Origin of the sequence: Paenibacillus sp. FSL E2-0201 (genome assembly GCF_037963325.1) — a bacterium.
Lineage (GTDB): Bacteria > Bacillota > Bacilli > Paenibacillales > Paenibacillaceae > Paenibacillus_AQ.
Genome location: NZ_CP150154.1, coordinates 5,674,436 through 5,698,639, shown reverse-complemented (window position 1 = coordinate 5,698,639; position 24,204 = coordinate 5,674,436). Strand labels below are relative to the sequence as shown.

General features: G+C 43.2%; 25 protein-coding genes and 1 riboswitch. Of the genes, 19 read left to right on the top strand and 6 right to left on the bottom strand.

Translation table 11 applies throughout. The annotated features are described in order from the left end of the window. The first annotated feature begins 43 nt into the window (after positions 1 to 43). From NSU15_RS25630 to NSU15_RS25575, 12 genes are all read left to right on the top strand, one after another. On the top strand, positions 44 to 1,189 hold the full coding sequence (locus tag NSU15_RS25630) for a transglutaminase-like domain-containing protein (RefSeq protein ID WP_339288026.1): 1,146 nt from the start codon (positions 44 to 46) through the stop codon (positions 1,187 to 1,189). A gap of 266 nt (positions 1,190 to 1,455) precedes the next feature. Next, entirely contained in the window at positions 1,456 to 3,531 is a 2,076-nt protein-coding gene (locus tag NSU15_RS25625) for a penicillin-binding transpeptidase domain-containing protein (RefSeq protein WP_339288025.1), read from the top strand. Between the two features lie 134 nt (positions 3,532 to 3,665). After that, positions 3,666 to 5,771, top strand: a complete 2,106-nt coding sequence (locus tag NSU15_RS25620) for a penicillin-binding transpeptidase domain-containing protein (RefSeq protein WP_339288024.1) — start codon at positions 3,666 to 3,668, stop codon at positions 5,769 to 5,771. A 77-nt stretch (positions 5,772 to 5,848) separates the two neighbouring features. Continuing rightward, entirely contained in the window at positions 5,849 to 6,616 is a 768-nt protein-coding gene (locus NSU15_RS25615; protein ID WP_042130907.1) for a Cof-type HAD-IIB family hydrolase, read from the top strand. A 61-nt stretch (positions 6,617 to 6,677) separates the two neighbouring features. Beyond that, positions 6,678 to 7,163: a DUF456 family protein gene (locus tag NSU15_RS25610; protein ID WP_042130906.1), complete on the top strand. Its 486-nt coding sequence runs from the start codon at positions 6,678 to 6,680 to the stop codon at positions 7,161 to 7,163. 27 nt (positions 7,164 to 7,190) lie between these two features. Next, the gene (locus NSU15_RS25605; protein ID WP_042130905.1) at positions 7,191 to 8,819 is read left to right on the top strand and encodes a polysaccharide biosynthesis protein; all 1,629 of its coding nucleotides are present in this window, start codon (positions 7,191 to 7,193) and stop codon (positions 8,817 to 8,819) included. A 78-nt stretch (positions 8,820 to 8,897) separates the two neighbouring features. Next, on the top strand, positions 8,898 to 9,242 hold the full coding sequence (locus NSU15_RS25600) for a thioredoxin family protein (protein ID WP_042130904.1): 345 nt from the start codon (positions 8,898 to 8,900) through the stop codon (positions 9,240 to 9,242). A gap of 91 nt (positions 9,243 to 9,333) precedes the next feature. After that, complete coding sequence (locus NSU15_RS25595) at positions 9,334 to 10,317, top strand: heme A synthase (protein WP_076119503.1); 984 nt, start codon at positions 9,334 to 9,336, stop codon at positions 10,315 to 10,317. A gap of 108 nt (positions 10,318 to 10,425) precedes the next feature. Further along, positions 10,426 to 11,160: a Cthe_2314 family HEPN domain-containing protein gene (locus NSU15_RS25590; protein ID WP_042130903.1), complete on the top strand. Its 735-nt coding sequence runs from the start codon at positions 10,426 to 10,428 to the stop codon at positions 11,158 to 11,160. 99 nt (positions 11,161 to 11,259) lie between these two features. After that, a riboswitch (SAM riboswitch) is annotated at positions 11,260 to 11,399 on the top strand. A 101-nt stretch (positions 11,400 to 11,500) separates the two neighbouring features. Further along, the gene (locus NSU15_RS25585) at positions 11,501 to 12,517 is read left to right on the top strand and encodes a methionine ABC transporter ATP-binding protein (protein ID WP_339288021.1); all 1,017 of its coding nucleotides are present in this window, start codon (positions 11,501 to 11,503) and stop codon (positions 12,515 to 12,517) included. Continuing rightward, entirely contained in the window at positions 12,517 to 13,176 is a 660-nt protein-coding gene (locus NSU15_RS25580; RefSeq protein WP_339288020.1) for a methionine ABC transporter permease, read from the top strand. Before NSU15_RS25585 ends, NSU15_RS25580 begins: the two co-directional genes overlap by 1 nt. A 58-nt stretch (positions 13,177 to 13,234) precedes the next feature. After that, complete coding sequence (locus NSU15_RS25575) at positions 13,235 to 14,092, top strand: MetQ/NlpA family ABC transporter substrate-binding protein (RefSeq protein WP_339288018.1); 858 nt, start codon at positions 13,235 to 13,237, stop codon at positions 14,090 to 14,092. A 156-nt stretch (positions 14,093 to 14,248) separates the two neighbouring features. On the opposite strand, the gene NSU15_RS25570 is transcribed toward NSU15_RS25575, so the two are convergent. Continuing rightward, positions 14,249 to 14,497 (bottom strand): NifU family protein, encoded by a 249-nt coding sequence (locus NSU15_RS25570; RefSeq protein ID WP_042130899.1) that lies wholly within the window; start codon positions 14,495 to 14,497, stop codon positions 14,249 to 14,251. Between the two features lie 81 nt (positions 14,498 to 14,578). Here NSU15_RS25570 and NSU15_RS25565 point away from each other — a divergent pair, with 81 nt between their 5' ends. Next, positions 14,579 to 14,833: a YuzB family protein gene (locus NSU15_RS25565; protein ID WP_042130898.1), complete on the top strand. Its 255-nt coding sequence runs from the start codon at positions 14,579 to 14,581 to the stop codon at positions 14,831 to 14,833. 85 nt (positions 14,834 to 14,918) lie between these two features. Here the strand turns inward: NSU15_RS25565 and NSU15_RS25560 are convergent, their stop codons facing one another. Further along, positions 14,919 to 15,980: an FAD-dependent oxidoreductase gene (locus NSU15_RS25560; RefSeq protein ID WP_042130897.1), complete on the bottom strand. Its 1,062-nt coding sequence runs from the start codon at positions 15,978 to 15,980 to the stop codon at positions 14,919 to 14,921. Positions 15,981 to 16,029: 49 nt separating this feature from the next. After that, positions 16,030 to 17,136: an aminofutalosine synthase MqnE gene (mqnE, locus tag NSU15_RS25555; RefSeq protein WP_042130896.1), complete on the bottom strand. Its 1,107-nt coding sequence runs from the start codon at positions 17,134 to 17,136 to the stop codon at positions 16,030 to 16,032. Positions 17,137 to 17,508: 372 nt separating this feature from the next. On the opposite strand from mqnE, the gene NSU15_RS25550 reads away from it, so the two are divergent. Then, positions 17,509 to 17,868 (top strand): iron-sulfur cluster assembly accessory protein, encoded by a 360-nt coding sequence (locus NSU15_RS25550; protein ID WP_042130895.1) that lies wholly within the window; start codon positions 17,509 to 17,511, stop codon positions 17,866 to 17,868. Positions 17,869 to 17,972: 104 nt separating this feature from the next. Continuing rightward, the gene (locus NSU15_RS25545) at positions 17,973 to 18,425 is read left to right on the top strand and encodes a GNAT family N-acetyltransferase (RefSeq protein WP_042130894.1); all 453 of its coding nucleotides are present in this window, start codon (positions 17,973 to 17,975) and stop codon (positions 18,423 to 18,425) included. Positions 18,426 to 18,492: 67 nt separating this feature from the next. Here the strand turns inward: NSU15_RS25545 and NSU15_RS25540 are convergent, their stop codons facing one another. Further along, positions 18,493 to 18,702 (bottom strand): hypothetical protein, encoded by a 210-nt coding sequence (locus NSU15_RS25540; protein ID WP_042130893.1) that lies wholly within the window; start codon positions 18,700 to 18,702, stop codon positions 18,493 to 18,495. Positions 18,703 to 19,034: 332 nt separating this feature from the next. Between NSU15_RS25540 and NSU15_RS25535 the strand changes: the two genes are divergently transcribed. After that, a complete protein-coding gene (locus tag NSU15_RS25535; RefSeq protein ID WP_076119499.1) occupies positions 19,035 to 19,697 on the top strand; it encodes a YheC/YheD family protein in 663 nt (220 codons plus the stop codon). Between the two features lie 314 nt (positions 19,698 to 20,011). Next, positions 20,012 to 20,155: a sporulation histidine kinase inhibitor Sda gene (gene sda / locus NSU15_RS25530; RefSeq protein WP_036685584.1), complete on the top strand. Its 144-nt coding sequence runs from the start codon at positions 20,012 to 20,014 to the stop codon at positions 20,153 to 20,155. Between the two features lie 131 nt (positions 20,156 to 20,286). Here the strand turns inward: sda and NSU15_RS25525 are convergent, their stop codons facing one another. Next, on the bottom strand, positions 20,287 to 21,288 hold the full coding sequence (locus tag NSU15_RS25525; RefSeq protein WP_042130891.1) for an NAD(P)/FAD-dependent oxidoreductase: 1,002 nt from the start codon (positions 21,286 to 21,288) through the stop codon (positions 20,287 to 20,289). Positions 21,289 to 21,592: 304 nt separating this feature from the next. Between NSU15_RS25525 and NSU15_RS25520 the strand changes: the two genes are divergently transcribed. Together NSU15_RS25520 and NSU15_RS25515 are read left to right on the top strand one after the other, a co-directional pair. Then, positions 21,593 to 22,786: an NAD(P)/FAD-dependent oxidoreductase gene (locus NSU15_RS25520; protein ID WP_042130890.1), complete on the top strand. Its 1,194-nt coding sequence runs from the start codon at positions 21,593 to 21,595 to the stop codon at positions 22,784 to 22,786. A 1-nt stretch (position 22,787) separates the two neighbouring features. Further along, positions 22,788 to 23,066: a hypothetical protein gene (locus NSU15_RS25515; RefSeq protein ID WP_042130889.1), complete on the top strand. Its 279-nt coding sequence runs from the start codon at positions 22,788 to 22,790 to the stop codon at positions 23,064 to 23,066. A gap of 50 nt (positions 23,067 to 23,116) precedes the next feature. Here NSU15_RS25515 and hemQ read toward each other — a convergent pair whose 3' ends face one another. Then, a complete protein-coding gene (hemQ, locus tag NSU15_RS25510; RefSeq protein ID WP_339288012.1) occupies positions 23,117 to 23,869 on the bottom strand; it encodes a hydrogen peroxide-dependent heme synthase in 753 nt (250 codons plus the stop codon). Positions 23,870 to 24,204: the final 335 nt, after the last annotated feature.

Sequence of the window (24,204 nt, the reverse complement as noted above, 5' to 3'; positions counted from 1 at the left end):
TATAACAGCCGAGCAAGCAGGCGATCGAAAGGAGTGAGCGGATATGATAAACGGATGGATGGCTAGTGTGAGTGATGCTAATATCATCTCCATCGCCCTCCTGCTGGTTGTAGTCTTCTCACTATTGCAAGGCTGGAGCAGAGGCTTCTCAAGTGCCACCGGAAGATTATTTGGACTGCTGGGAACAGGATTATTTACTATAGTATCTTTAGTACTAGCTATCCCAGCTGCGGCTTACCTGAATCCTTATGTAGAGAATTGGGCGTCAGGGATTAGTTTGCCTGATACGAAGCTTACCCAGTGGCAGCAAATTTATTATACGGCAGTGTCTGTGCTATCGGAATCCCCGCTAGTTCGGTTTCTGCTGTTACTCCTGATTTCTTATATGTTGATTCGTATGCTCCTGGGATTGTTATCCATGTTGCTTCCTTTTCCGCAATTACGGCGTACTAAGAAATTTAAAGATAGAAAGATTACGCAAGTAAGCCGAATGGGAGGAGCAATTGTTGGATTAATTATCGGCTTAACTCGTAGCCTGGTAATTGTTCTTGCTCTTTTTATCTGTGTCGGATTAAATCCAGAGAGTGGGTTTAGCCGTTATGTGGAGTCATCTCCAATCTATAGTCAAAGTGCTGCCGCTGTATTTGAACCTATTGTTGGGGAGACCGTGCAGAAGAAGCTCCCTATCCTGACGAAGACCGTTGCAGCTGAGATGAATGATATTCTTCGCAGAAAATATGAGGTTATCGATCACGAAATTCCTCAGGATATTATAGGAGCAGCAGAAGACATTGCTGGACAAGCACAGGGCGAAGAAAAAAAAGCCAGACTTCTCTATGATTGGGTAGGTTCGCGTGTAACTTACGATTATGCCAAAGCTGATAATTATTTGCAAAACAAGGTCTGGCATGAACAGACACCACAGGATACATTCGACACTCGGCAAGGGGTGTGTATAGACTATGCCCGATTGTACGCAGTGATGGCCCGTTCACAGGGCTTACAAGTACGGGTTGTAACAGGCCAAGGGTATGACGGACGTGGCGGTTATGGTGCACATGCTTGGAATGAAGTATATATAAGTGATCGGCAAGCGTGGATCCCATTGGATCCGACTTGGGCGAGCAGTGGAGATTGGTTCAATCCGAAGGACTTTGATGAAACTCATATAAGGGAGAACGCCCTCTGAGTGAGGGCGCTGAACTCCTTGGGTGTGGTACAATAAACTCAAGTTACAACAGCTCTACCTTAAATGCGAGTGCTACGCTTACAATAAGCAGCTTAGAAATCACCTTCATCATGAGAGCAATGTCGCAGGTAACGGTGTGTCAGACATTAAATATAAGAAAGTATAAGGTTTACGCTATACTTTATGTCTTATATTTCTCGCTTAAACACTTACCATCCTTATAAAGATGAAGAAGGCGTTTATGCTTGTAGAAGGGGAGAAAGCTGGTGAGCTTGTTTGGTAAGCTGCCCCCGCCTAAGGACGGGATATCTTCAAGAAATTCTGTAGGTCTGAGACTGAATATTTTTTTCTTTGGCACTTTTTTTGTTTTTTGCATTATTATTGTTCGTCTTGCAGGTTTGCAATTTACTGAGGGAGCACTGTTGTCTGAAGAAGAAACGAATCGGGAAACGAAAATTGTTCCGCTCGCAGCGTTGCGTGGGATTATTTTTGCTGCCGAAGGAGAGCAGATTGCCTTTTCAACACCTACGGAATCACTTTACCTTACATTAACTAAGGATTACACAGCTAGAACAACAGATAAAGTAACAGGGGAATCCTCATTTACGGAGAAGGCGAAGAACAAGTCTAATGCGCTTGCGGCAAGACTTGCGGCTGATTTTGCTGAATATGGAGATCCCAATGCACCTAAGCTTACTCAGAAAGATATCTTGGATTTATTAGATTTAGATTTCAAGAAATATTTAGGGTATGTACCGCGGCGAATTAAGACTGGATTAGTTCCAAAAGAAATAGCCTATTTCATGGAGCATAAGGACGATTATCCGGGACTTAGCATCGTGGAGGAAAGTCTTCGTCACTACGATAAAGACACGGTGGCGGTTCAAACGGTCGGCTTTGGGAAGCCTTTCAAATCGACTGAAGACATAGCGCTATACAAGAATATTCGTAGTGCTATGAAAAAAGATGCTTCGCCTGGCCTTATGTATAAAGCAGAAGAATACGTGGGATTTGACGGTCTGGAAATGCAGTATCAACGAGAGCTGCGAGGAGAAAATGGTTATCAGGTCATTTCGGTAACCCCTCAGAATATGGCTGAGAAGGTTGAACAGAACGTTGCTCCTGTAAAAGGTAATAATATTTGGATGACCATTAATAAGAAGATTCAGATGAAGACAGAACAAGCTATATTGGATCAGATCAAATGGCTACATGCCAATGCTGTTCAAGGTGAGACACATCCGGATGCTTTAACAGGATACGCCGTAGCAATGGAAGTGGAGACTGGAAATATCGTCGCTATGGCAAGCATGCCGGATTACGATTCGAATGTGTGGACCAAAGATTCCTTACCAACTACTGTTTGGAATAAAATCATGAATAACCATCTGAATGGTACAATTACTTCAAATTCGTCTGGTAGATCAGGTCATGATTTTAGTTCACTTGTGTTTATGGGATCTACGATTAAGCCATTAAGTGTGTTAATTGGTTTGAACGAAGGTTTTTTTAATACATCAACAACTTACACAGATGTGGGCATTACCTATTTCGGTAAGGATAATAAATCTTCCGTAAGAAATTCATCGGGTCACGTATATGGTTCACTACGTCCAGCAAAGGCGATTACAGATTCCTCTAACGTATTTATGGTCGATATGGTGGGCAAACAGCTTTACAAGAAATATCCGGGGGATAAAGGCATTGAGGTTTGGGACGAATATATGAAAGAGTTCGGATTGGGTGTATCTACGAAAAGTGGACTCCCAGGTGAATCACCGGGCCAGATTAACTATACTGATCTTAAGGCCGCAGGCAGTTCGCAGGCTGCTCTGATCTATGCTTCTTTTGGTCAACAAGGCAGCTATACTACACTACAGCTTGCCCAGTATGCAGCTACCCTTGCTAATGAAGGGGTACGTATTAAGCCTCAGCTCGTTAGTAAGATTACGGATGCGCAAGGTAAGGTGGTTAAGGAATTTCAAAGAGAAGTGCTTAATAAGGTAACGTTTAACAAATCCTACTGGAAAGAGATCAAACAGGGGATGAGTAGTAAAGTTAGTGCCTTTGATGATTTTCCTTATGATTTTGCACGTAAGACAGGTACCTCTGAAAAAACAGACAGAAAAAATATAAACCGCGATAATGGGGTGTTTATTGCCTTTGCCCCGCGAGAAAATCCGAAGCTGGCCGTAGCGGTTGTTATACCTGAAGGCGGCTTTGGCTCCAACAGCGCTGCTCCGGTGGCTCGAAAGATTTTTGACGCCTACGATTGGGAGTACGGGCTCGATGGTGTGCCAAAAAAGAATGTAACTCCTGTGACAGAACCCATTCAAGAATAACAGGCTTATTTCAAATAAACACGCCTTCGGCGTCCCTAAAGGACGGTAAGCGTTTATGCGAAAAATATAAGGATAATGTATAACGTGAAACTTATAGTTTCTTATATTTTAGAGAAAAAGGAGAGAAATATACTGTGAGTTTTTTCCGTAAGCAGGCCTCACCTCCAGATGAGACCAGCAGTAAAAGTTCCATAGGCCTGCGACTCAACGTGTTTTTCTTTAGCACGTTCGTTATATTTTGCGTAATTATTATACGCCTGGCTGTGTTGCAGTTCGTGGAAGGCCCGACTTTAACTGAAGTGGAGACAAGCAGAGATACCAAAAATGTACCTCTTGCATCCATGCGAGGTGTAATTTATGCTGCTGAAGGTGAGAAGTTAGCGTACTCTACGCCGGTACAATCGCTGTATATTACGCTCAATAAGGAGTATACCGCAAAACAAACAGATAAAATTACCGGTAAAACTACGCTGACCCCGGAAGCTAAAGCCAAGTCAGATGCATTGGCGGCGAAGCTGGTAGCTGATTTCAATAAATATGGCGATCCAAATGCTGAAAAGATGACAGAAGAAGATGTTATTGAAGCGCTGGATTTATATTTCCGCAAATCACTCGGCTTTATGGCACGGCGGATTAAGGCTGATCTGACTACTCAGGAAGTAGCCTATTTCATGGAACATAAGGGTGAATATCCAGGTCTTGAAATTGTCGAGGAAAGCATTCGTCATTACGATAAAGATACGGTTGCCGTACAGACAATAGGGTATATCAAGCCTTTTAAATCAGCAAACAGCCTTAATATTTATAAGAATATCTTAAATGCTATGAAGAACAATCCAGAGCCAGGACTAACGTACAAAGATGATGAATTTGTCGGATTTGACGGTCTGGAGCTACAGTATCAGAGAGAGCTTCGGGGACAAAATGGGTATCAAGAAATTTCTGTAAATCCACAGAATATGGCTGAGAAAGTCGAACGAGTTGTCCCTCCTGTGAAAGGTAACGACGTTTGGACAACGATTAATAAGAATATCCAGATGAAGACAGAGCAGGCCATTATGGATCAGATTAAGTGGCTGCATTCCAATCCTGTACAGGGTAAAACGCATCCTAATGCATTAACGGGTTACGCTGTGGCGATGGAAGTCGATACGGGAAATATCGTCAGTATGGCGAGTATGCCGGACTACGATACGAATATTTGGACATCAGGCTCCTTATCTACAGATGTCTGGAACAGTATTATGGACAACTACCAGAACGGTACCATTAACCCGATTTCTTCAGGAACTTCAGGGAATGGACTAAGATCGGTGCTGCTTCTAGGTTCAACTATTAAACCGTTAAGTGTACTCGTGGGTCTGAATGAAGGTCTATTTACACCTTCAACCTACTACCCAGATAAAGGCTTTGCGACTTTTGGTAAAACAGGTCATGAAACCAAGGTAAGAAACTCTGGAGGACATGTCTACGGTTCTATGGACCCTGCAAGAGCGATTGAGAAGTCCTCGAATGCGTTCATGGTTGATATGGTCGGTAAAAGATTATATGAGAAGTATAAGAGTAAGGGGATAGATGTCTGGGATAGGTATATGAAAGAGTTTGGTCTTGGTGTATCCACGGGAAGTGGTCTGCCAAATGAATTCTTAGGACAGATTAACTATACCAATATAGAGGCTGCGGGTAGTGCACAAGCGGCACTTGTATATGCTTCTTTCGGTCAACAAGGTAGTTATACAGTGTTGCAGCTTGCGCAATACGTAGCTACACTTGCTAACGAAGGACAGCGGATCAAACCTCAACTCGTTAGCAAGATTACAGATGCTGATGGAAAAGTAGTCAAGGAGTTCGGTCGTGAGGTGCTGGATGAAGTAACAGCCTTCGATAAATCCTATTGGAAAGAAATACAACAGGGTATGCGAAGTGAAGTTAGTGCTTTTTCTGATTTCCCTTATGATTTTGCTCGTAAGACAGGAACATCACAGCAAGTGGCTAAGGGTCAAATTCGAGATAATGGTGTATTTATTGCTTATGCTCCACGTAATAACCCTAAGCTGGCAGTAGCCGTAGTCATTCCTGAGGGTGGCTTTGGTTCCCAAAGTGCTGCGCCTGTAGCACGCAAAATTTTCGATGCTTATGATTGGGAATACGGACTTGATGGTGTTCCGAAGAAGAGCCTTCAGTCAGGTAATAATGTTAATGACCCTGCTAAGGAGGGAACGGCTACAGGTACCGAATAACTCTGACCCTAAGGTGAATATGGAATAAAAAATAAACAGCTGCTCTTTAGAGAGCATACAAGAATGGAGGGGTGGCAATGACTGCCAAATACCGCCTGCTTGCTTTGGATATGGATGGAACCTTACTGAATGATGAACAAATTATTACACCAACAACGGTGGAATGGCTTCAAAAGGCGGTCGACGCAGGCGTTCATGTCTGTCTGTCGACAGGCCGAGCTTTTACAAGTGCATTTCCATATGCGGAGCAGCTTGGACTTGGAACACCAATGATTACTGTGAATGGCAGTGAGGTGTGGCGAGCGCCGCACGAAATTTATCGCCGGTCGCTGATGGACCCTATGCTAGTAAAACAGATGTATGAACTTGCGAAGGAAGATGACATTTGGTTCTGGGCCTATTCTACGGAAAAGGTTCATAAACAGGATAACTGGGATGGGGATGTAACGGGCAGAGAATGGCTTAAATTCGGTTATCACACCGAAGATGATGAGCTTCGTCATAAGCTGCTGCTTCGCCTTCAAGATATGGGTGGACTGGAGATTACGAACTCCTCCCCGCATAATCTAGAGATTAATCCTCTAGGTGTGAATAAGGCGACCGGAATCAAGGAAGTCTGTAAGCTGCTCGGGCTAGAAATGTCCCAAGTTATAGCAGTTGGCGATAGCCTCAACGACCTTGCGGCGATTCAGCAGGCAGGGCTTGGGGTCGCTATGGGCAACGCTCAGGAGACGGTTAAAGAAGAGGCTGACGCTGTGGTGGCTTCTAATAATAATGATGGTATCGCTGAAGTTGTCCAAAAGTATATTTTTAATGAAGTGGTAACCTCTTTAGGCAGCCAATAATAAAGAATTGCTATATTCGAAGTGAATCCATAGAGCATATTTGCTATTAGGGGGTTAAGTATTGACGATCCTGGGTTGGATTCTTATTATTGCTTTATTCGCCGTAGGACTGGCTGGGGCTGTGTATCCGATATTGCCGGGTGCACTAGCGATTTATCTTGGCTTTTTCGTATATGGCTGGTTCTTCTCTTTCGAGCCTTTTGGTGTTTGGTTCTGGATCATTCAAACGCTGATCGTTGTAGTACTATTTATTGCTGATTATGTTGTAGGGGCGTGGGGCGTTAAGAAATTTGGCGGCTCACGTTCATCCATTATCGGGAGTACGATTGGGCTAATCCTTGGTCCATTTGTAATTCCAGCCTTTGGACTTATTATTGGTCCGTTTTTGGGTGCCTTTATAGGAGAATTGATCGTGGGTTCTTCACCAGCTAAAGCTGCCAAAGTAAGTGTAGGATCAATACTTGGGTTGTTTAGTAGTACTGTTGTCAAAATTGTGCTACAAATTATTATGGTCGTCCTCTTTTTTATTTGGGTCGTCCGGTTTTAATTTTAACAGTGAAGAAGGGGAAATGGTTTGTCCAAGAAAGAGTCTTTCGTAAAAGGCACGCTTATCCTTGCTGCTGCAGCTTTGGTGGCAAGGGTACTCGGGCTTGTTCAGCGGGTGCCGCTGGATCATATTTTTGATGATGTGGGGAGAGCATCATTTGGGGTATCGAACAATATCTATTTAATGCTGCTCACCGTGGCTACAGCAGGTATTCCAAGTACGCTCAGTAAAATGGTCTCCGAGCGGTACGCTCTGAATCGTCCTGAAGAGGCGAGACAAGTGTATCATGCAGCATTGCTGTTTTCAGTAGCAGCAGGGGTAATCATGACTGCCTTGCTGTACATAGGCGCTCCGTTCTATGCAACACATATTGCTGATGTACCTGAATCAGCGATGGCAGTTAGGGCTATTGCACCTGCGCTTTTACTTTTTCCGGCAATTGCCATGATGCGTGGATATTTTCAAGGGCGTAACAATATGATGGCTGGTGGTATTTCACAGATTGTAGAGCAGTTCGCTCGCGTACTAGTCGCTATTTTACTAGCTTATATTCTATTACAGCAGGGATATAACAATACAACTATAGCTGCGGGAGCATCCTTCGGTAGCGTAATTGGTAGTATTGCAGCATTTGGTGTCATGATTTATTTTGCAATCAAGCTGCGCCGAGAGGATAAACAGCAAGGATTAAATTACAATACCACTCAAAAATTGCCGATTTGGGGAATTTACAAAGATATTTTCACACTATCGATTCCGATCGTGCTCTCCTCACTTACGATTCCAGTAGTGAATGTAATTGATACTTCTTTGGCTGTACCGCTGCTTATTGATCAGATGGGTAGAGAGAGTGCAACAGCAGCTTTGGGTATACTAACCACGCGTGCTCAAAGTGTGGCCGGAATTCCACCGGTTCTAGCCATTGCGCTAGGTACCTCGCTGATTCCGATCATTTCAGCTGCTTATGCCCGTCGTGATGAGGGACACTTGAAGAAGCAAATTACACTTGCTTTGCGGATTTCTATCCTGACAGGAATGCCAATTGTGTTGGCACTTGTGGCAGCAGCCTATTCTGTAAACGGGTTATTGTTCAGCAGCTTGGACGGAAGCGGAATTGTGGCGATGCTTACGATTGGAACGATCTTTCAGATTACCATGATGACAACGAACTCCATCTTGCTCGGTATGGGCAAATCACGCATTTCAATGTATTATGTGCTAGTGGGTATTATTGTTAAATTAGTAGCAAGCTTCTTACTAAGTAAGGTATTTGGGATATACGGGATTATCGGCGCAACAGCACTTTGTTTCGTAGTCATTACTATTCTTAATTTACGAATGCTAAAATCCATTGTACCTTTCGAAATTATGGGTAAACGGTGGGGCGGCTTTGGAATTGCGGTTCTTGTGTCCGGAGGTATTGGTTTTGGTTTGAACCAAGCTGGAATTCTGTTAACGGATCTAATGCCTGCACGCCTGGCGTTTCTGATCACTTGTCTTGTTGTAGGGGCTGCAGTTGTTGTTATTTACCTGGTATTGCTAATTGTACTGGGTGTGCTTACTAAACAGGAAATCTCCAGTTATCCGCGTGCACTGCAAAAATTGTTGAATCCGCTGATGAAATTGCAGCCTGCGCGTGTTCGTATGAGAGAATAGGTTTGACTTCTGCATGACAATTTGCTTCACTTAAAGAATAGAAATTTGACAGATATGGAAGAAAGGACGGAACAAACTATGGACAAAATAAGTTCTCCTGGTGAATTTCAGGTAGCCATTCAATCTCCACGCTTAACAGTAGCCATCTTCAAGGCGGACTGGTGCTCGGATTGTAAGTTTATCGATCCTTTTATCCCTGAGGTAGAGCAAGCCTATGCCGATCGTTTAACGTTGGTTGAGGTTGACGTTGATGCTGTAGGTGATGTTAGTCAGGAACAAAATATTATGGGGATTCCAAGCTTCGTCGCTTATTCCGATGGACGTGAATTGGTTAGGTTCGTTAATAAATTACGTAAATCCCGCGAGGAAATTGAGAATTTCCTGGATAAAGCGGTTCAAGTGCATCAAAGTCTTCAACAGTAATTCCGGAAAACCACCGCTTTCGCCTGTTTGAGCAAAAGCGGTGGTTTTTTTAAAATGCTTCTTCATTACTAAAAACTGCGGGTGATATTTTTTGACGACAAATCAGTTGAAATGGCTTAGTTATCTTACTTGCCTTATCATGTTCCTAGCCGTACTAGGGGGAGCAGTAGTAACGAAGACTGGATCGGGATTGGAATGCGGAAATGAATGGCCTCTCTGTCATGGCAAATTAATTCCTGCTTATACTGTAGGTTCGATGATTGAATACACTCATCGTTTGTTTAGCGGATTGGCTGGGTTATTGTCACTTGCTTCGATGTTTGCTTTTTGGCGTTATGCGCGAAATCGTCGGGACTTGTTAGTCTATGCATTTATGACTTTGTTGTTTGTAATTGTACAAGGTGGTATGGGAGCGCTTGCAGTAATTAAATCCCAATCTGCTGCTGTGATGGCACTGCATATGGGTTTTTCCTTAATCGCTTTTTCTAGTTCTCTGATGCTTGCACTTGGAACAAAAAGACGGCATGAAGCAGGCGATTATGATTACGATCAAAAGATGGAGATTCAGAAGAAACCCGTTAGCAAAGCTTTCCGCAATTTAACCTGTTTTACGGCCTTATATTCCTATGTTGTCGTTTATATTGGAGCCTTTGTTAGTCATACGGATTCACGCGGTGGATGTTCTGGCTGGCCACTCTGCAACGGTGAATGGGTGCCTGAGCTTTCCGGGGGAGTGGGTATTGTTTTTACACACCGGATTGCGGCTTTGATCTTATTTATTCTTACCGCGGTGCTTGGACATTTAGCTTTTTGGAAACATAAGGATTACCCCGAGCTAAGAGCTCTTGGCGTAGCTGCTGTTCTGCTGTGCCTGATGCAGGTGTTTAGTGGAGCTGCTGTTGTTTACACCTTAGATAATGAAAGATTATACATATTTGCCGCCTTGGCTCATATTTTGTTGATTGCTTGTTTGTTTGGTGTTCTGTGCTATATGAGTGTAAGAGTCTGGCAGCTGAGTAGGACGAGAAATATCGTTAATGAAAAAAATCCGAAGAATCATATGACACCGTTGTAACCCCTTGGTAGAAAGTTCCCACCGTGGATAGAGTCGCTTTACCTGCGGAATAATAAAGTGGAAATCGGTATATCGTGGTGCTGGACAAAACTTTAGGAGGACTGGGATATGCTGCGGGTTATACTTGGAGAGCCGCCTCGAAAGAACAGCGGTGTATTGGCTGATGCGATGGAGAATATGGCTACTTTTGCAGCTTTACTGCGCAAGGAAATGAACGCCCATGAGGATAATGACCATGAATACCGCAAGCTGGAGATTTGGACACGTGGACTGATCTCCTCATTGGATGAATTGGAGCAAAGCTGGTTCGCAGCTGCTTTTTACCGGAAATCGGTAATCGCTGGTTATATGGACGATATGTCACCAGTGGAACAAGGCGATTATGCGCGGTATGTTTATTTTTATAAAGATGGATTTATTCGTGTGTTCTCTCTTCTGGACAAGCTTGGAACGGTACTGAATCATTTTTATGACCTCAAAACCTCCAAATTAAAAACGCACTTTTCTTATTTTACAGTGCTGCGTCAACTTCAACTATTGAATGTACATCCAGCATTAGCGGATCAACTGGAACAGATCAAGAACTCTTATCGTGATCCACTAGAGAATCTACGCAAGCGCAGAAATGCTGAAATTCATTATATGAATTCCGAAATGCAGGATGATTTATGGCAGCGACATCAAGGCTTGCATGACAAAATTCAGCTTGAGGATTTAGATAGCCATCTAGAGGATTTAAAGCAATCCCTCGAAATGAACTGTAAGACGTTAATCGCAGCATATAGCTACAGCAATGAGCAGTTGCGTAAGGAAATAAGCAAGCCAAATCGGGTAAAATCATAAGCGTTCAATATATTTCCTTTTGACAAAAAACAAGAAACTTACTATACTTATGCTTGCATTAAAGTCTGTACGAATTCAAACATAAATTTTATACTCTATATCTTATCGAGAGTGGCGGAGGGATAGGCCCGATGAAGCCCGGCAACCGATTTGTATACAGCGCGATAAGCGTTATGTACAAATGTCATGGTGCTAATTCCTACAATGGCGCAAGGTTTGTGGTCGTTGGCAGATGAGAAGGCATTGTCTAAATAAACACACAGAGCCTCTTGCGATCTGCATCGATCGTCGGAGGTTTTTTTTGTATGGAATAAGTGAAATATAAAGGGGGCGATGATCGTTGATTAATCTAAAAGGAATAACAAAGGTATATGGAAAAGGCACCCAAGCGGCCACAGCACTTTCCGGATTGAATCTGTCTATCGAAAAAGGTGAAATATTCGGAGTTATTGGCCATTCTGGAGCGGGAAAAAGTACATTGATCCGTTGCATTAATTTGTTGGAGCGTCCGACAGAAGGGGAAGTTTGGGTAGATGGCATTGAACTAACCAAGCTTACTCAAGGTCAGCTGCAGGAACAGCGGCGCAAAATTGGGATGATTTTTCAACATTTCAATCTGCTATCATCTGCGACAGTGTACGATAATATTGCTTTTCCTCTGCGACTCACAGGTACTTCGAGAGCAGATATTGATACAAAAGTAAAAGACTTGCTTGCCTTAGTTGGGCTAGAAGAACACCGGGATAAGTATCCCTCTCAGTTATCAGGAGGGCAAAAGCAACGGGTCGGCATCGCGAGGGCACTTGCCAGCGATCCTGATGTGCTGCTATGTGATGAGGCAACCTCTGCGCTTGATCCACAAACGACAGACTCTATCCTTAAGCTATTGCTCGATATTAATAAACGGTTCCATCTGACTATTGTGCTGATCACTCACGAAATGCACGTGATTCAGAGTATCTGCGATCGTGTTGCGGTTATTCATGGTGGTGGTATCGTTGAGCAAGGTAAAGTTACGGAGGTATTCTTAAAGCCGCAGCATGAAGTTACTCGCGATTTCATCCGTAGTGAGTCACAGAATGAGGGACCCCTTCGTACGGCGCTTGACGCTGCTGCTGGGGACAACTCTCAGGCCGTCAAAATTACTTTTTTCGGAGAAAAGACCTACGGCTCCGCACTTTCCAATGTAGTACGAGAAACAGGTGTTAGCTTTGCCATTTTGCACGGCACCATTTCAACGATTAAAGACGTACCTTATGGACAAATGATTGTAAGGTTCGAGGGTCCAGCTGAAGCGATTGCTGTGACAATAGCCGAACTAACCGCTCAAGGTCTTGAAGTGGAGGTGATTTCGTAATGAATTTCGCAGATTTAAACTGGCAAGAAATGATGGATGCTACAGTTGCTACCTTGCAAATGTTAATATTTTCCGGATTGTTCACAATTATTCTTGGTTTACCACTCGGAATTCTATTGTATTTATGGGGAAGATCGAATAGTATAGTAATCAGAGTAATTTACACGGTCTTATCATTCGTTGTAAACATCTTACGATCCGTACCGTTTATCATTTTGATGGTAGCATTAATTCCATTTAGCAAAGCCGTTGTTGGAACTTCTATCGGAGTACTCGGTACGATCCCACCGCTGGTGATTGGTGCAGCTCCATTCTTTGCTCGCTTGGTGGAAACGGCGTTAAGAGAAGTAGATCGCGGAGTAATCGAAGCGGCGCAAGGGATGGGAGCATCCACGAATCAGATCGTTATGCGCGTTCTTTTGCCAGAGGCTCGTCCAGGTCTACTCGCTGGAGTTACGATCACACTGGTCACACTGGTTTCCTATACGGCAATGTCCGGGATGGTAGGCGGCGGTGGTCTAGGGGATCTAGCAATCCGTTACGGATATTACCGTTATGAGAAGGAAGTTATGATTATCTCAGTAGTCTTGATGGTCATACTGGTGCAATTGCTACAAATGGCCGGTGATCGACTAGTACGGCATTTCACACGGAAATAAGGTACGTCCATATATAGCCTTATTCATACAAATACCAAGGATAAGAGGGGGATTTAAAATGAAAAAATTACTACTTACTTTTTTTAGTCTGACACTGGTTGTGGTGCTAGCTGCTTGCGGCAATAACAATAATGCTTCTAACTCGGCTGCCACTAGTGCGCCAGACAACGGTGCTGCAAACGGGTCAACTACAGAACCAGTGAAATTGGTGGTCGGTGCTTCACCTGTTCCACACGCAGAGATTCTAAAAGCTATTGCTCCATTGCTTGAAGCTCAAGGAATTACTTTGGAAATCAAAGAATTTACTGACTATGTTCAACCAAACGTTCAGCTTTCAGAGAAGAACCTGGATGCTAACTTCTTCCAACATCAGCCTTACCTAGATGACCAGAATCAAAAGAACGGTTCGGATCTAGTATCCGTAACAGCTGTTCATGTTGAACCTTTTGGTGCTTATTCTAAAAAAATCAAATCCATCGACGAACTGGCAGACGGTGCGAAAATTGCCATCCCGAATGATGCTACAAACGGTGGTCGTGCACTAATCTTGCTTGCTAAAAATGGTCTGATTACATTAAAAGATGATACCAACATCACATCTACCCAAGCGGATATTACTGAAAATAAGAAAAACCTTAAAATCATCGAGCTAGATGCTGCAATGTTAGGTCGTCAATTAGATGAAGTGGATCTTGCATTGATTAACACTAACTATGCTTTAGAAGCTGACCTGGTTCCTACTAAAGATGCTTTGTTCATCGAGGGTACGGATTCTCCTTATGCTAACATCCTGGTAGCTCGTCCTGACAATAAAGATTCCGATGCAATCAAAAAGCTTGCCGCTGCACTGAATTCTCCAGAAGCGAAAGCGTTCATTGAAGAGCAGTACAAAGGCTCGATCATTCCAGCATTTTAAGACAGAGAGCTAGCTTACTCTCTAATTACAGCATAAAACCCGCTGCCTAATGGCATGCGGGTTTTATGCTGTATGTTGTAGGAGAAGGGTAAATCCACTATAATAAGAAAATCCCGATCTCCTGAAGAGGAAGATCGGGAATGATATTGAATGGGATTAGAATACTTGCATAACTTCTTGTACGCCTTCTACTTCTTCAAGAAGAGCGCGTTCAATCCCGGCTTTCAAGGTGATCGTGGAGCTTGGGCAGCTGCCGCAGGCACCCATAAGTTTCAACTTAACGATGCCGTCTTCTACATCAACTAGTTCAACGTCGCCGCCATCGCGTTGTAGGAACGGACGAAGCTTATCCAGCACTTCCAATACTTCATCATACATTTCGGTGCTTTGTGCATTCTCACTCATTTCTCAATCACTCCTTTCGTAAGTTCATTATAGTACAAAAAGTTAAAAAATAAAATGGTTAGGCGGAACAGGGAGATCATCATGAGACCAATTATTGAATTTTGTGCCAGTAACATGGGTCACGGAACAGACAAACTAATGCATAAGCTGGAGGAAAATCCCGATTACGATGTAATCGAATACGGATGCCTGAACAATTGTGGGGAATGTTATTTAACACCTTTCGCCATGGTCGAAGGAGACATCGTTGCAGCAGATACTGTTGACGAGCTAGAAGAAAAGATTTCTGCCAAAATCAAAGAGCTAGAGGCTTGGTTCAATATAGACCTTGACTAAGTAGTCGCGCAACATATAATTTATTTTTTAAAAATAAAGGGCTGCTCTTTTCCGTTATAAATACGGAAAAGAGCAGCCCTTAGGTTTATCCTAAAGTGCGTTTCGACATCCAGAGCACACCGCTCTTGAGAATACGTGGAACCCGTCCTTTAACGGAGCGTTGGCCCATCAGACCAAATCCAGCTTTCTTGCCTAGTGAGCCTAAGGTACCCTTCAGACGAATAGCATGAAGCTTAGGGGTCTCGCCGCGCCATAAGGCTTGAATTACCTGAGCAACCTGCTCACCCTGCGCTCCTGCAGCTTGTGCGCTTGGAGCGAATGGCAGGCTGGCACAGTCGCCAATCACATACACTTCCGGATAATCAGGTATACGATAATACTCGTCCAGAATGATCCGTCCTCCACGATCCTTCGGTACTGTTAATTCCTGAACAACCTTCACGGGTTGAATCCCTGCTGTCCATACCGTAACATCTGAAAGAATTTCTTCTGTACCGTTAAAAAGCGCATCTTTCTCAACGTGGGATACAGAGACACGTCCCAGCGTCTGTACTTGATGGTGATGAAACCATTCTTCCACGTACTGTGACAGCTTTGCCGGAAAAGCAGACAAGACACGTTCACCGCGATCCAGAATAGCAATATTAAGATCTGGTCGGCTCTCCCGAAGCTCTGCCGCCAATTCCACTCCACTTAGTCCACCGCCAACAATGTTTATCGTTCCATAAGGCTTCACATCGTTTAAGCGTTGATAAGTCTCCCGAGTCCCTGCAAAGGTCTGGATACTGCAAGTGTATTGATCAGCCCCAGGGATGTTATGGTAATTGTCAGTACAGCCTAGCGCAATGGCTAGAATGTCATAAGACACCGTTTCGTCAGGCTCCATTGTAACGATTTTGCTATCCAAATCAATGGAACTCACCTCCCCGTAACGGATGGTAAGACGGGGATGAACCGGAAATTGAATCCGCAAGTGATAGTCCGTTACTGTACCTGCGGCAAGTGCATAATATTCCGTTTTGATTCCTTGATAAGGCATTCGGTCAATTAAGATAATTTCAATATCCTGAGGAAGATGATTATTGAGCAATTCTTGAATGAGGGCCAAGCCGCCATAGCCGCCGCCCAGAACGAGTAGTGTTCTCATGCTGACCGAACTTCCTTTCAATATAGGATAACGGATCTAAGGTAGTCTTTTATTCGTATACCTTTATCGGATTGTAGAACGTATCGCGTTCTACTGGAATTCGTCCAGCCCCTTTTACTAACCAAATCAATTCATCGCGTGTGAGGCCTTCAGGTGTTAAGGCGCCAGCCGCATGGCTAATACGTTCTTTAAGAATGGTGCCATGTACGTCAGAAGCACCGAAGTTCAGCGCAACCTGAGTTAGCTGAGGGCCGATATTAATGAAGTATGCTTTGATGTGATCGAAATTATCGAGCATCAATCTGCTGATCGCAATTGTCTTCAGATCCTCATAAGCGGAGTTGCGGCGCATAATCCCTGCATTCTTATTCTTAGGCTGCATAGATAATGGAATGAATACCATAAAACCATTGGTTTCGTCTTGCAGATCGCGGATCTGCATCATGTGCCGAATACGGTCTTCATGAGACTCAATGGAGCCGTAGAGCATCGTTGTATGGGTCTTCATGCCAAGCTGATGTGCTGTACGGTGAACCTCCAGATACTCTTCCACATTAGCTTTATCAACGCGCATTTTTTTACGGTATTGATCGGATAATATTTCTGCGCCACCACCGGTAAGTGTTTTAAGACCTGCCGCACGCAGTTGTTCCAGAACCTCACGAATACTCAATCCACTAATTCGGGTGAAAAAATCGATCTCAGCTGCTGTGTATGCTTTTAAGGTTACCTCAGGGAAACGTTCGTTCAAGGCTTTTAAAGAATCCACATAATACTGGAAAGGAACCTTGTCATTATGCCCACCCACGATATGGAATTCGCGTACACCTGGATGAATATGCTGTTCGACATATTGCACCATTTCCTGACCGGATAGGGTATAAGCACCCTCTTCTCCATCATCTTTGCGGAAATTGCAGAATGCACAATGTGATTCGCAAACATTGGTGAAATATAGACTCATATTTTCGATAAAATATACCCTGTTGTTGTTTTTTGCAAGATTAACTTCATTTGCTAATTGACCAATGGTAAGTAGGTCGTTACTTTGATATAAATAAACGCCATCTTCTAAATTCAATCTTTCGCCGCCGCGAACTTTTTCAATAATGTTCATCATTCGGGCGTCTGTTTGGGGGGTGAAAAGAGTAGACATGTTATGAATTCCTCCTGAAAGTTTTACGGGGTCCATTGCCCGCAGATAATTCCCAGACTTACCCAGACGGTAGCTGTTCATTCATGAAAATAAAGCGGAGGGTTAGCCTCCGTGACAAATTTCCGAATTTTTACTTATGTTTGCCTTTCTTATTATAAACCTCTCTTATAAGGGGATCAACAGCTGGATATGGATGGTTTATTTTGGGGTGATAGGTCAAGCATAAGGCAGTTGTGACTTGAGGGTAATGGAATAGTGGGTTATACTGAGTTTATTAAGTATATATTTTTAAGAAAGCAACTTTTGACCGGAAGGTCTCTTAAACATAAGTTTTTCTTATGAAGTGAATCTAATTTATAGGAGGATATGATCATGATTAATATTAGCGAAAAGGCAGCAGAACAACTGAAGGCGATGCTTGCTGAACAAGAAGTGCCGAACATGTTCCTCCGTATTGGAGTAACGCCCGGCGGTTGCAGTGGATTCTCATACGCTATGGGCTTTGATGATAATGAAACCGAGCAGGACGTATATATGGACATCCAAGAAATGAAGGTTGTCGTGGAGAAAGAGAATCTTCGTTACCTTGATGGTCTCGAAATCGACTTTGAAGAATCCGGCATGACGGGTGGCTTCACCATCAATAACCCGAACGCTACTGCAACCTGCGGCTGCGGCTCAAGCTTCCGGACAGCTACGGATGCAGGGAAACCGAACGAAGAGCCTTGCTAATTGCAACGACACGCCTCCAGGTCCTATGTTGAGTTCTAGAACATCGGGCTTGGAGGCTTTTTTTATATTCTCAATGACAAAAGTCATCACAAGGAGCTCTAAGCATGCTGATAAGGAAATTAAACGCAGAAGAACAACCCCCTTTGCATCTGTTGTTATTAGCCGATCCTTCACAAAGTCTTGTTGAAGCGTATTTAGAAAGAGGTCAATGTTTTGTAGCTGAAATAGAAAATTGCATTATTGGTGTCTATGTTTTGCTACAAACGAGGCCTGAGACAGTAGAACTAGTGAATATAGCCGTTGATGAGAAGCAGCAAAGTAAAGGAATAGGAAAACGGTTGGTCTATCATGCGATTGAGAATGCGAGATTGCTTGGTGCGAAGACGATTGAAGTGGGTACCGGGAATTCAAGTGTAGGGCAGCTGGCTCTCTATCAAAAATGTGGATTTAGAATTACCGGAATCGATAAAGACTTTTTTATCAGACATTATAGTGAAGAGATTGTTGAGAATGGGATTAAAGTAGTAGATATGATCCGTCTTTCATTAGATATATGAGTACAATACAAACCAAAGCCCTCCGACGGAATTCCGTGAGAGGGCTTCTGTTTGTTTCAGGGTACACTTAGGCTGGAATAATGAACTTGTAATTAATCATAAACACGATGAGCGCTGCGGCTCCAAGGGAAAAGGCAATACAGCCAGCACCCAATGCTCTGCGTCTGTCTTTAATGAATTTAAAGCCAATAGCGCAGATCAGTATAGTCGTTCCAGCCAATACGATGGACATCCCAAGCATGGCCACCCAATATAATACCTCGAAAAACTGAGCCATTCCGAGCCCTCCCCGCGCTGTTTTTTTAGAGAACCTCTGAGACATAATTATATAGTTAGAATTGAAAATGTAACCGCTATTAATAATACAACGATTTTGAAGATTATTCTAGTTATAGTGAACTCATCCATTGCGATTAAAATGTCGATTGCTCAGCGATAAGATTCTTCAAAATCTGCCATCTAACTATGCATGGCTGAGATTGTTGTCGATACAAGCTCTAAGCCCTTTTTGCTAATAGCCTCTTCCTACACGGACAATCATACAAGAGGGCGGGACCTCTTCTGAGTAATGTATAGGGTAGGCTGGAATGTGAAAGGAGGGAAAGGACGATGTCGGGAAGACAGTTGGCTAGTAAATGGTTAAAGACAGAAGCATTGCTCAGTGACGCGAGGGTTTCTCATTATATACCAATGACGAGGGTGTATTCGGCTGACTCACTGTTAGCCATGCTCCGGAGATATGGAAATGTTGTTATTAAACCTATAGTTGGTGGCGGAGGTTACGGTGTAATCAAAGTATTTCGGGATAGCCGAGGTTATGGATTTACTTATATGGACAGAACTCGAATTTACAAGGATTTCAGATCCATGAGACGGGCGCTCCATTTCGTCAAGGTCAGACGCAGATATTTGATTCAACAGGGGATTTCTCTCGCCAGGATTGGCGGGCGTCCTATTGATTATCGGGTCAAGGTAGTGAAAAATGGTGCTGTATGGGAGTTTCGCTCCATGGTAGGAAGATTAGCTCGACCGGGCCTGTTCGTAACCAATTTATGTAAAGGTGGTACGATGCTTTCTTGTCGTGAAGGACTTCGCAGATCGTTGCCCCGGATGAAAGCATCGGCGAAGAAAGCGGAGATGCGTAGACTAACACTTGTATGTATTGAACTAATGGAGCGGCACTTCCCGGGAATAGGTGAACTGGGCTTTGATTATGCTGTGGATTATTCAGGTAAAATATGGATTTTGGAGGTTAATACAAGACCTCAGTAAATTAACAAATATTTTTAAATTGACGATAATAGAGTAGTGAGATAAAATTGCGTTTAGTTGCGTTCTTTTGGGGTAAATTATATTGTAATTTATTTACAATAAAAATATATTTTTAGGTGTATACAAGTGGTTCAATCCTGTGTATAACTATTATCCCCATATTCCACTGTGCAGTTATCACCTTTGTAACGCTTACGCACATATTATACACAGGATTTCCACATGTACTTGTGGATAACACGAACGCTTGTTCGAAAAATGATAGTTTGATATGATAGATTCAGATCCAAATACAGGAAAGGTAGATGAACGTTATGGTTGAATTGTCCGATGAGATGCTTCTAGACTCTTACCATAGAGCGATAGAATTGCAACTAGAGCATGATTTCATCGCTCTTCTACTCGTTGAGATTCGCAAACGAAACTTACACTCTCCAGTTCATGCGGTTCTTCATTAAAAGAGCGCAAAGTATACCTTTGTAGCTGGCTACATATAAATAAACCGCGAGTCACAAACATAAAAGGGTATCCTGATAGGCTGCTATTGATAGGCCTATCAGAATACCCTTTTTTATTGTAGTAGATAGAATTAGAGTTTCATATTACTGCTGTGACCTGGTGAAAGCTTAGCTTCCGGATCGATATAGACTTTTGCGTTATTCACAGCCGTTGGAGCTTCACCGAATCCTACAGCAATTAGCTTCAGCTTGCCCGGATATGTGGTGATATCGCCGGCCGCAAAGATGCCTGGAATACTTGTTTCCATACGTGAGTCAACGACAATGGAGTTCCCTTCAATATCGATACCCCATTCTGCAATAGGTCCTAGCGAGGAAACAAATCCGAAATTGACGATTACACTGTCGACTTCGATCTCTTGTGTTTCCTTGGTTTTGATATGGGATAAGGTAACCTTAGTTATGAACTCGTCACCATGCAGTTCTGTAATTTCAGTAGGTGTAATTACGTTAACTTTGGAAGCCATCAGATTCTCTACGCTGTGTTCATGCGCACGGAATTTATCCCGGCGGTGAATCAGGGTTACCTGCTCCGCGATCGGCTCCAGCATTAGCGCCCAGTCTACTGCGGAATCTCCGCCACCGCTGATCAGAACTTTTTTATCTTTAAAGGCATTTAAATCATTTACAAAATAATGGAGGTTGGCTTTTTCAAACCGTCCTGCGTCTGGCAGTTCTAAACGGCGAGGTTCAAAAGCGCCTACACCAGCTGTGATGATAATAGCCTTACTGTGGTATTCTGCTACATCAGTTGTAACTACAAAATGGCGTTCGTCCCGTTTCTGAACAGAAATTACTTTCTCCTCCAGCCGGATATTCGATTGGAACATATCCATTTGCCGTGTCAGGTTGTCAACCAATTCTTGTGCAGTTACTTTTGGGAAACCTGCTACATCATAAATGTATTTTTCAGGATAAAGTGCAGCAAGTTGTCCTCCCAATTGGGGCATACTTTCAATAAGTGTTACTGATGCCTGACGCATCCCACCGTAAAATGCGGCAAACATGCCAGCTGGACCGCCACCTATGATTAAAAGGTCGCTCATAGGAACGCCGGATTGCTCTTGTGTCACGGGATATTACACCTCCGAGTTGATATATTCATTTTGCCATACTTGTATTCTTTCTTATTATAAACATTGTGACACATACCTGCAAAGAAAGACTTTAGAACACAATAAGAATGTGACGTTTTTTAGTATTTTAATGTTTGATTAATACTACACTAAGGTTTACAATGGATATGGTCAATTTAGAAATCCTTTAAGTTTGATTGGAATTTCTTCTAAATATAAGTGTATAAATTCACAAAAAGGACCGTACATTGTTTCAATAAAAAATACAAAGACAGATTTACCTCTTGGAAGGAGCCGGAACATGAGTAGTATTCCCAAAATCGTAATCTTAGGCGCGGGCTATGGGGGTATTTTGACCGCACAGCGCTTACAGAAGGCTTTGAACTATAATGAAGCGGATGTCACGCTCGTAAACCGTCACGAGTACCACTATTTTACTACCCATCTACATATGCCTGCTGCGGGTACAGATAGTATTGAACACACTCGGGTGTCTATTTCTAAACTAATCGATGAATTCAAGATCGATCTCGTTAAGTCATCTGTTCAGGAAATTCGTACCCAGCAGAAAAAGATTATTTTGGAGGATGGTACTCTTTCGTATGACTATCTCGTCATTGCTTTGGGCGGAGAGCCTGAAACCTTCGGTATCCCAGGACTTGATAAATACGCACTGACGATCCGGAGCATCAACTCCGTTCGTTTGATTCGTGAACATATTGAGTATCAATTTGCCAAATACAAGAACGAGAACAATGCTCAGGAGCATATCAATTTCGTAGTCGGTGGTGCCGGTTTTAGCGGAATTGAATTTGTGGCCGAATTAGCGGACCGCATCCCTGGGTTGTGTAAAGAATTTGACGTTGATCCAAGCATGGTAAATATATATAACATAGAAGCTGCTCCAACAGCTCTTCCTGGATTTGCTCCAGAACTTGTTGAATATGCAATGAACCTGCTCACTAAGAAGGGTGTTACATTCAAGATGGGCGTTGCGATCAAGGAATGTCTACCAAACGGTGTAATTCTGGCATCAGGCGAAGAGATTAAAGCTTCTACAATTGTCTGGACAGGCGGAATTCGCGGAAATCGTCTAATTGAAGCTGCAGGATTTGAAGCTATGCGTGGTCGTGTGAAAGTAGATGAATATTTACGTGCACCAGGCCAAGACAATATCTTCATTATTGGAGACGGCTCCTTGATGATTAACCCAGAAGGACGTCCTTACCCGCCAACAGCACAAATTGCTATGCAACAAGGAGAATGCTGTGCACATAATTTGGTGGCTGCGATCCGTAATCAACAACCGAAGAAATTCGCATTCAGCAATAAAGGAACAGTAGCTTCTCTAGGTAAAGGACAAGGGATTGCTGTAGTTGGCAGCAAAACTTACAAGGGCTGGACTGCAGCTCAATTGAAAAAAGTTGTGGATATGCGCTATTTGTTCATTATCGGTGGGATTCCGCTGGTTCTGAAAAAAGGAAGATTCTTATAAGATGCGTCACTGCAGCGTGCAGGTGCGTGGATTGCTGACCCGAGAAGAATTGGACCGATACAACGGACTGATTGAGGTTGGATCTTATCTGGAGGATCAGAATCAGTACGATCTAGCGTATGTTGTTCAAAAGGAAATTGATCTGCTCATTCTCCCTGGCATTGAACGCTTAAAGGAAAAAGGGCGAGCGCGTGACCGGGCTACGGCTGAATTTTTGGAAAGTCTGCGTGATGATGAAGATGACAGCGAAGAGGATGAGGAAGCAGGAACCTCGTTATAGCATTCAAAAAGGGTGAGTCTCCATAACGATCTGGAGACTCACCCTTTTTGTTACAATTTAAGCATTTCCTCAAAAGAATCCTCAGTCAGCAGGTTGCCGACATAGAAAGGTCCGAATTCACCGTAGCGAGCACTGACTTCGTCAAAGCGCATTTCGTAGACCAGCTTCTTGAATTGCAGCGGATCTTCAGCGAACAGGGTAACACCCCATTCCCAATCATCAAAACCTACGGAACCGGTGATAATCTGTTTCACCTTACCAGCATAACCTCGTCCGATTAATCCGTGAGAAGCCATCAGCTCGCGGCGTTTATCCATATCAAGCATATACCAGTTATCGGCAAGCTCGCGTTTCTTGTTCATTGGATAGAAGCAAATATGCTTTGCTTGCGGCAAAACAGGCTTTAGACGTGCGATGACATGTGGATTCTGCATAGGGTCGCTACCATCGCTGCCCCCCGCAAGGTAGTTGCTTAATTCAACAATACTTACGTAGGAATAGGCTTTAGTTGTATATTGAGCAAAAGCTATTTTGTTAAAGGCTGTCTCAAGCTGGTTCAGAGCTTCCAAACTTTCACGCAAGAACATCATTACGAAATCGGCCTTCTGGCCAACGATGGAATATACTGCAGAGCTGCCTTCCTTCGCTTCTTCGACAGTGCTCCACTCCTGCATAAAAGCATGTAATTCTTCCAGAGCAACGGCACGTTCTTCATCATCTGCTGCCGTCCATGCGGTCCAGTTCAGTGAGCGGAAGTCATGCAATGCATACCAGCCTTCCAGTGTCATAGCGGCTTCGTTCATGATCTCACTCCTTAAAAGTTTTACGAAGCATAAGCTCCGCTTGAAATATCGTCGCGTAAAACTCACATCGAAAGCATACACTTAGTTTTACGAAGCCTAAGCTTCGCTGAATAACATCGTGTAAAACTTGCTACGAAGCTCCTGCATCATAGACTATGTACGATTCATTAATCTATATGCATTGTATCGCAATCGAGTTGCTTAGAGCAAATGATGACAATCTGTTGTAAGTGAATTAGGCCTAAATTTGAATAAAGTTCATTGCTTCGTGACATTTTTTCTAGTAAACTTACTACTAGCTCGTATAAGATGTGCGCTTCTTTATAGAAAGGGGT

Excerpts from the sequence above, each read along its gene's own strand:
- NSU15_RS25630 (WP_339288026.1), top strand. The coding sequence starts at position 44 with ATGATAAACGGATGGATGGCTAGTGTGAGTGATGCTAATATCATCTCC.
- NSU15_RS25550 (WP_042130895.1), top strand. The coding sequence starts at position 17,509 with ATGATTAATATTAGCGAAAAGGCAGCAGAACAACTGAAGGCGATGCTT.
- sda (WP_036685584.1), top strand. The coding sequence starts at position 20,012 with ATGGTTGAATTGTCCGATGAGATGCTTCTAGACTCTTACCATAGAGCG.
- hemQ (WP_339288012.1), bottom strand. The coding sequence starts at position 23,869 with ATGAACGAAGCCGCTATGACACTGGAAGGCTGGTATGCATTGCATGAC.
- NSU15_RS25565 (WP_042130898.1), top strand. The coding sequence starts at position 14,579 with ATGAGACCAATTATTGAATTTTGTGCCAGTAACATGGGTCACGGAACA.
- NSU15_RS25580 (WP_339288020.1), top strand. The coding sequence starts at position 12,517 with ATGAATTTCGCAGATTTAAACTGGCAAGAAATGATGGATGCTACAGTT.
- NSU15_RS25570 (WP_042130899.1), bottom strand. The coding sequence starts at position 14,497 with ATGAGTGAGAATGCACAAAGCACCGAAATGTATGATGAAGTATTGGAA.
- mqnE (WP_042130896.1), bottom strand. The coding sequence starts at position 17,136 with ATGTCTACTCTTTTCACCCCCCAAACAGACGCCCGAATGATGAACATT.
- NSU15_RS25590 (WP_042130903.1), top strand. The coding sequence starts at position 10,426 with ATGCTGCGGGTTATACTTGGAGAGCCGCCTCGAAAGAACAGCGGTGTA.
- NSU15_RS25535 (WP_076119499.1), top strand. The coding sequence starts at position 19,035 with ATGTCGGGAAGACAGTTGGCTAGTAAATGGTTAAAGACAGAAGCATTG.
- NSU15_RS25575 (WP_339288018.1), top strand. The coding sequence starts at position 13,235 with ATGAAAAAATTACTACTTACTTTTTTTAGTCTGACACTGGTTGTGGTG.
- NSU15_RS25600 (WP_042130904.1), top strand. The coding sequence starts at position 8,898 with ATGGACAAAATAAGTTCTCCTGGTGAATTTCAGGTAGCCATTCAATCT.
- NSU15_RS25515 (WP_042130889.1), top strand. The coding sequence starts at position 22,788 with ATGCGTCACTGCAGCGTGCAGGTGCGTGGATTGCTGACCCGAGAAGAA.
- NSU15_RS25560 (WP_042130897.1), bottom strand. The coding sequence starts at position 15,980 with ATGAGAACACTACTCGTTCTGGGCGGCGGCTATGGCGGCTTGGCCCTC.
- NSU15_RS25615 (WP_042130907.1), top strand. The coding sequence starts at position 5,849 with ATGACTGCCAAATACCGCCTGCTTGCTTTGGATATGGATGGAACCTTA.
- NSU15_RS25540 (WP_042130893.1), bottom strand. The coding sequence starts at position 18,702 with ATGGCTCAGTTTTTCGAGGTATTATATTGGGTGGCCATGCTTGGGATG.
- NSU15_RS25545 (WP_042130894.1), top strand. The coding sequence starts at position 17,973 with ATGCTGATAAGGAAATTAAACGCAGAAGAACAACCCCCTTTGCATCTG.
- NSU15_RS25520 (WP_042130890.1), top strand. The coding sequence starts at position 21,593 with ATGAGTAGTATTCCCAAAATCGTAATCTTAGGCGCGGGCTATGGGGGT.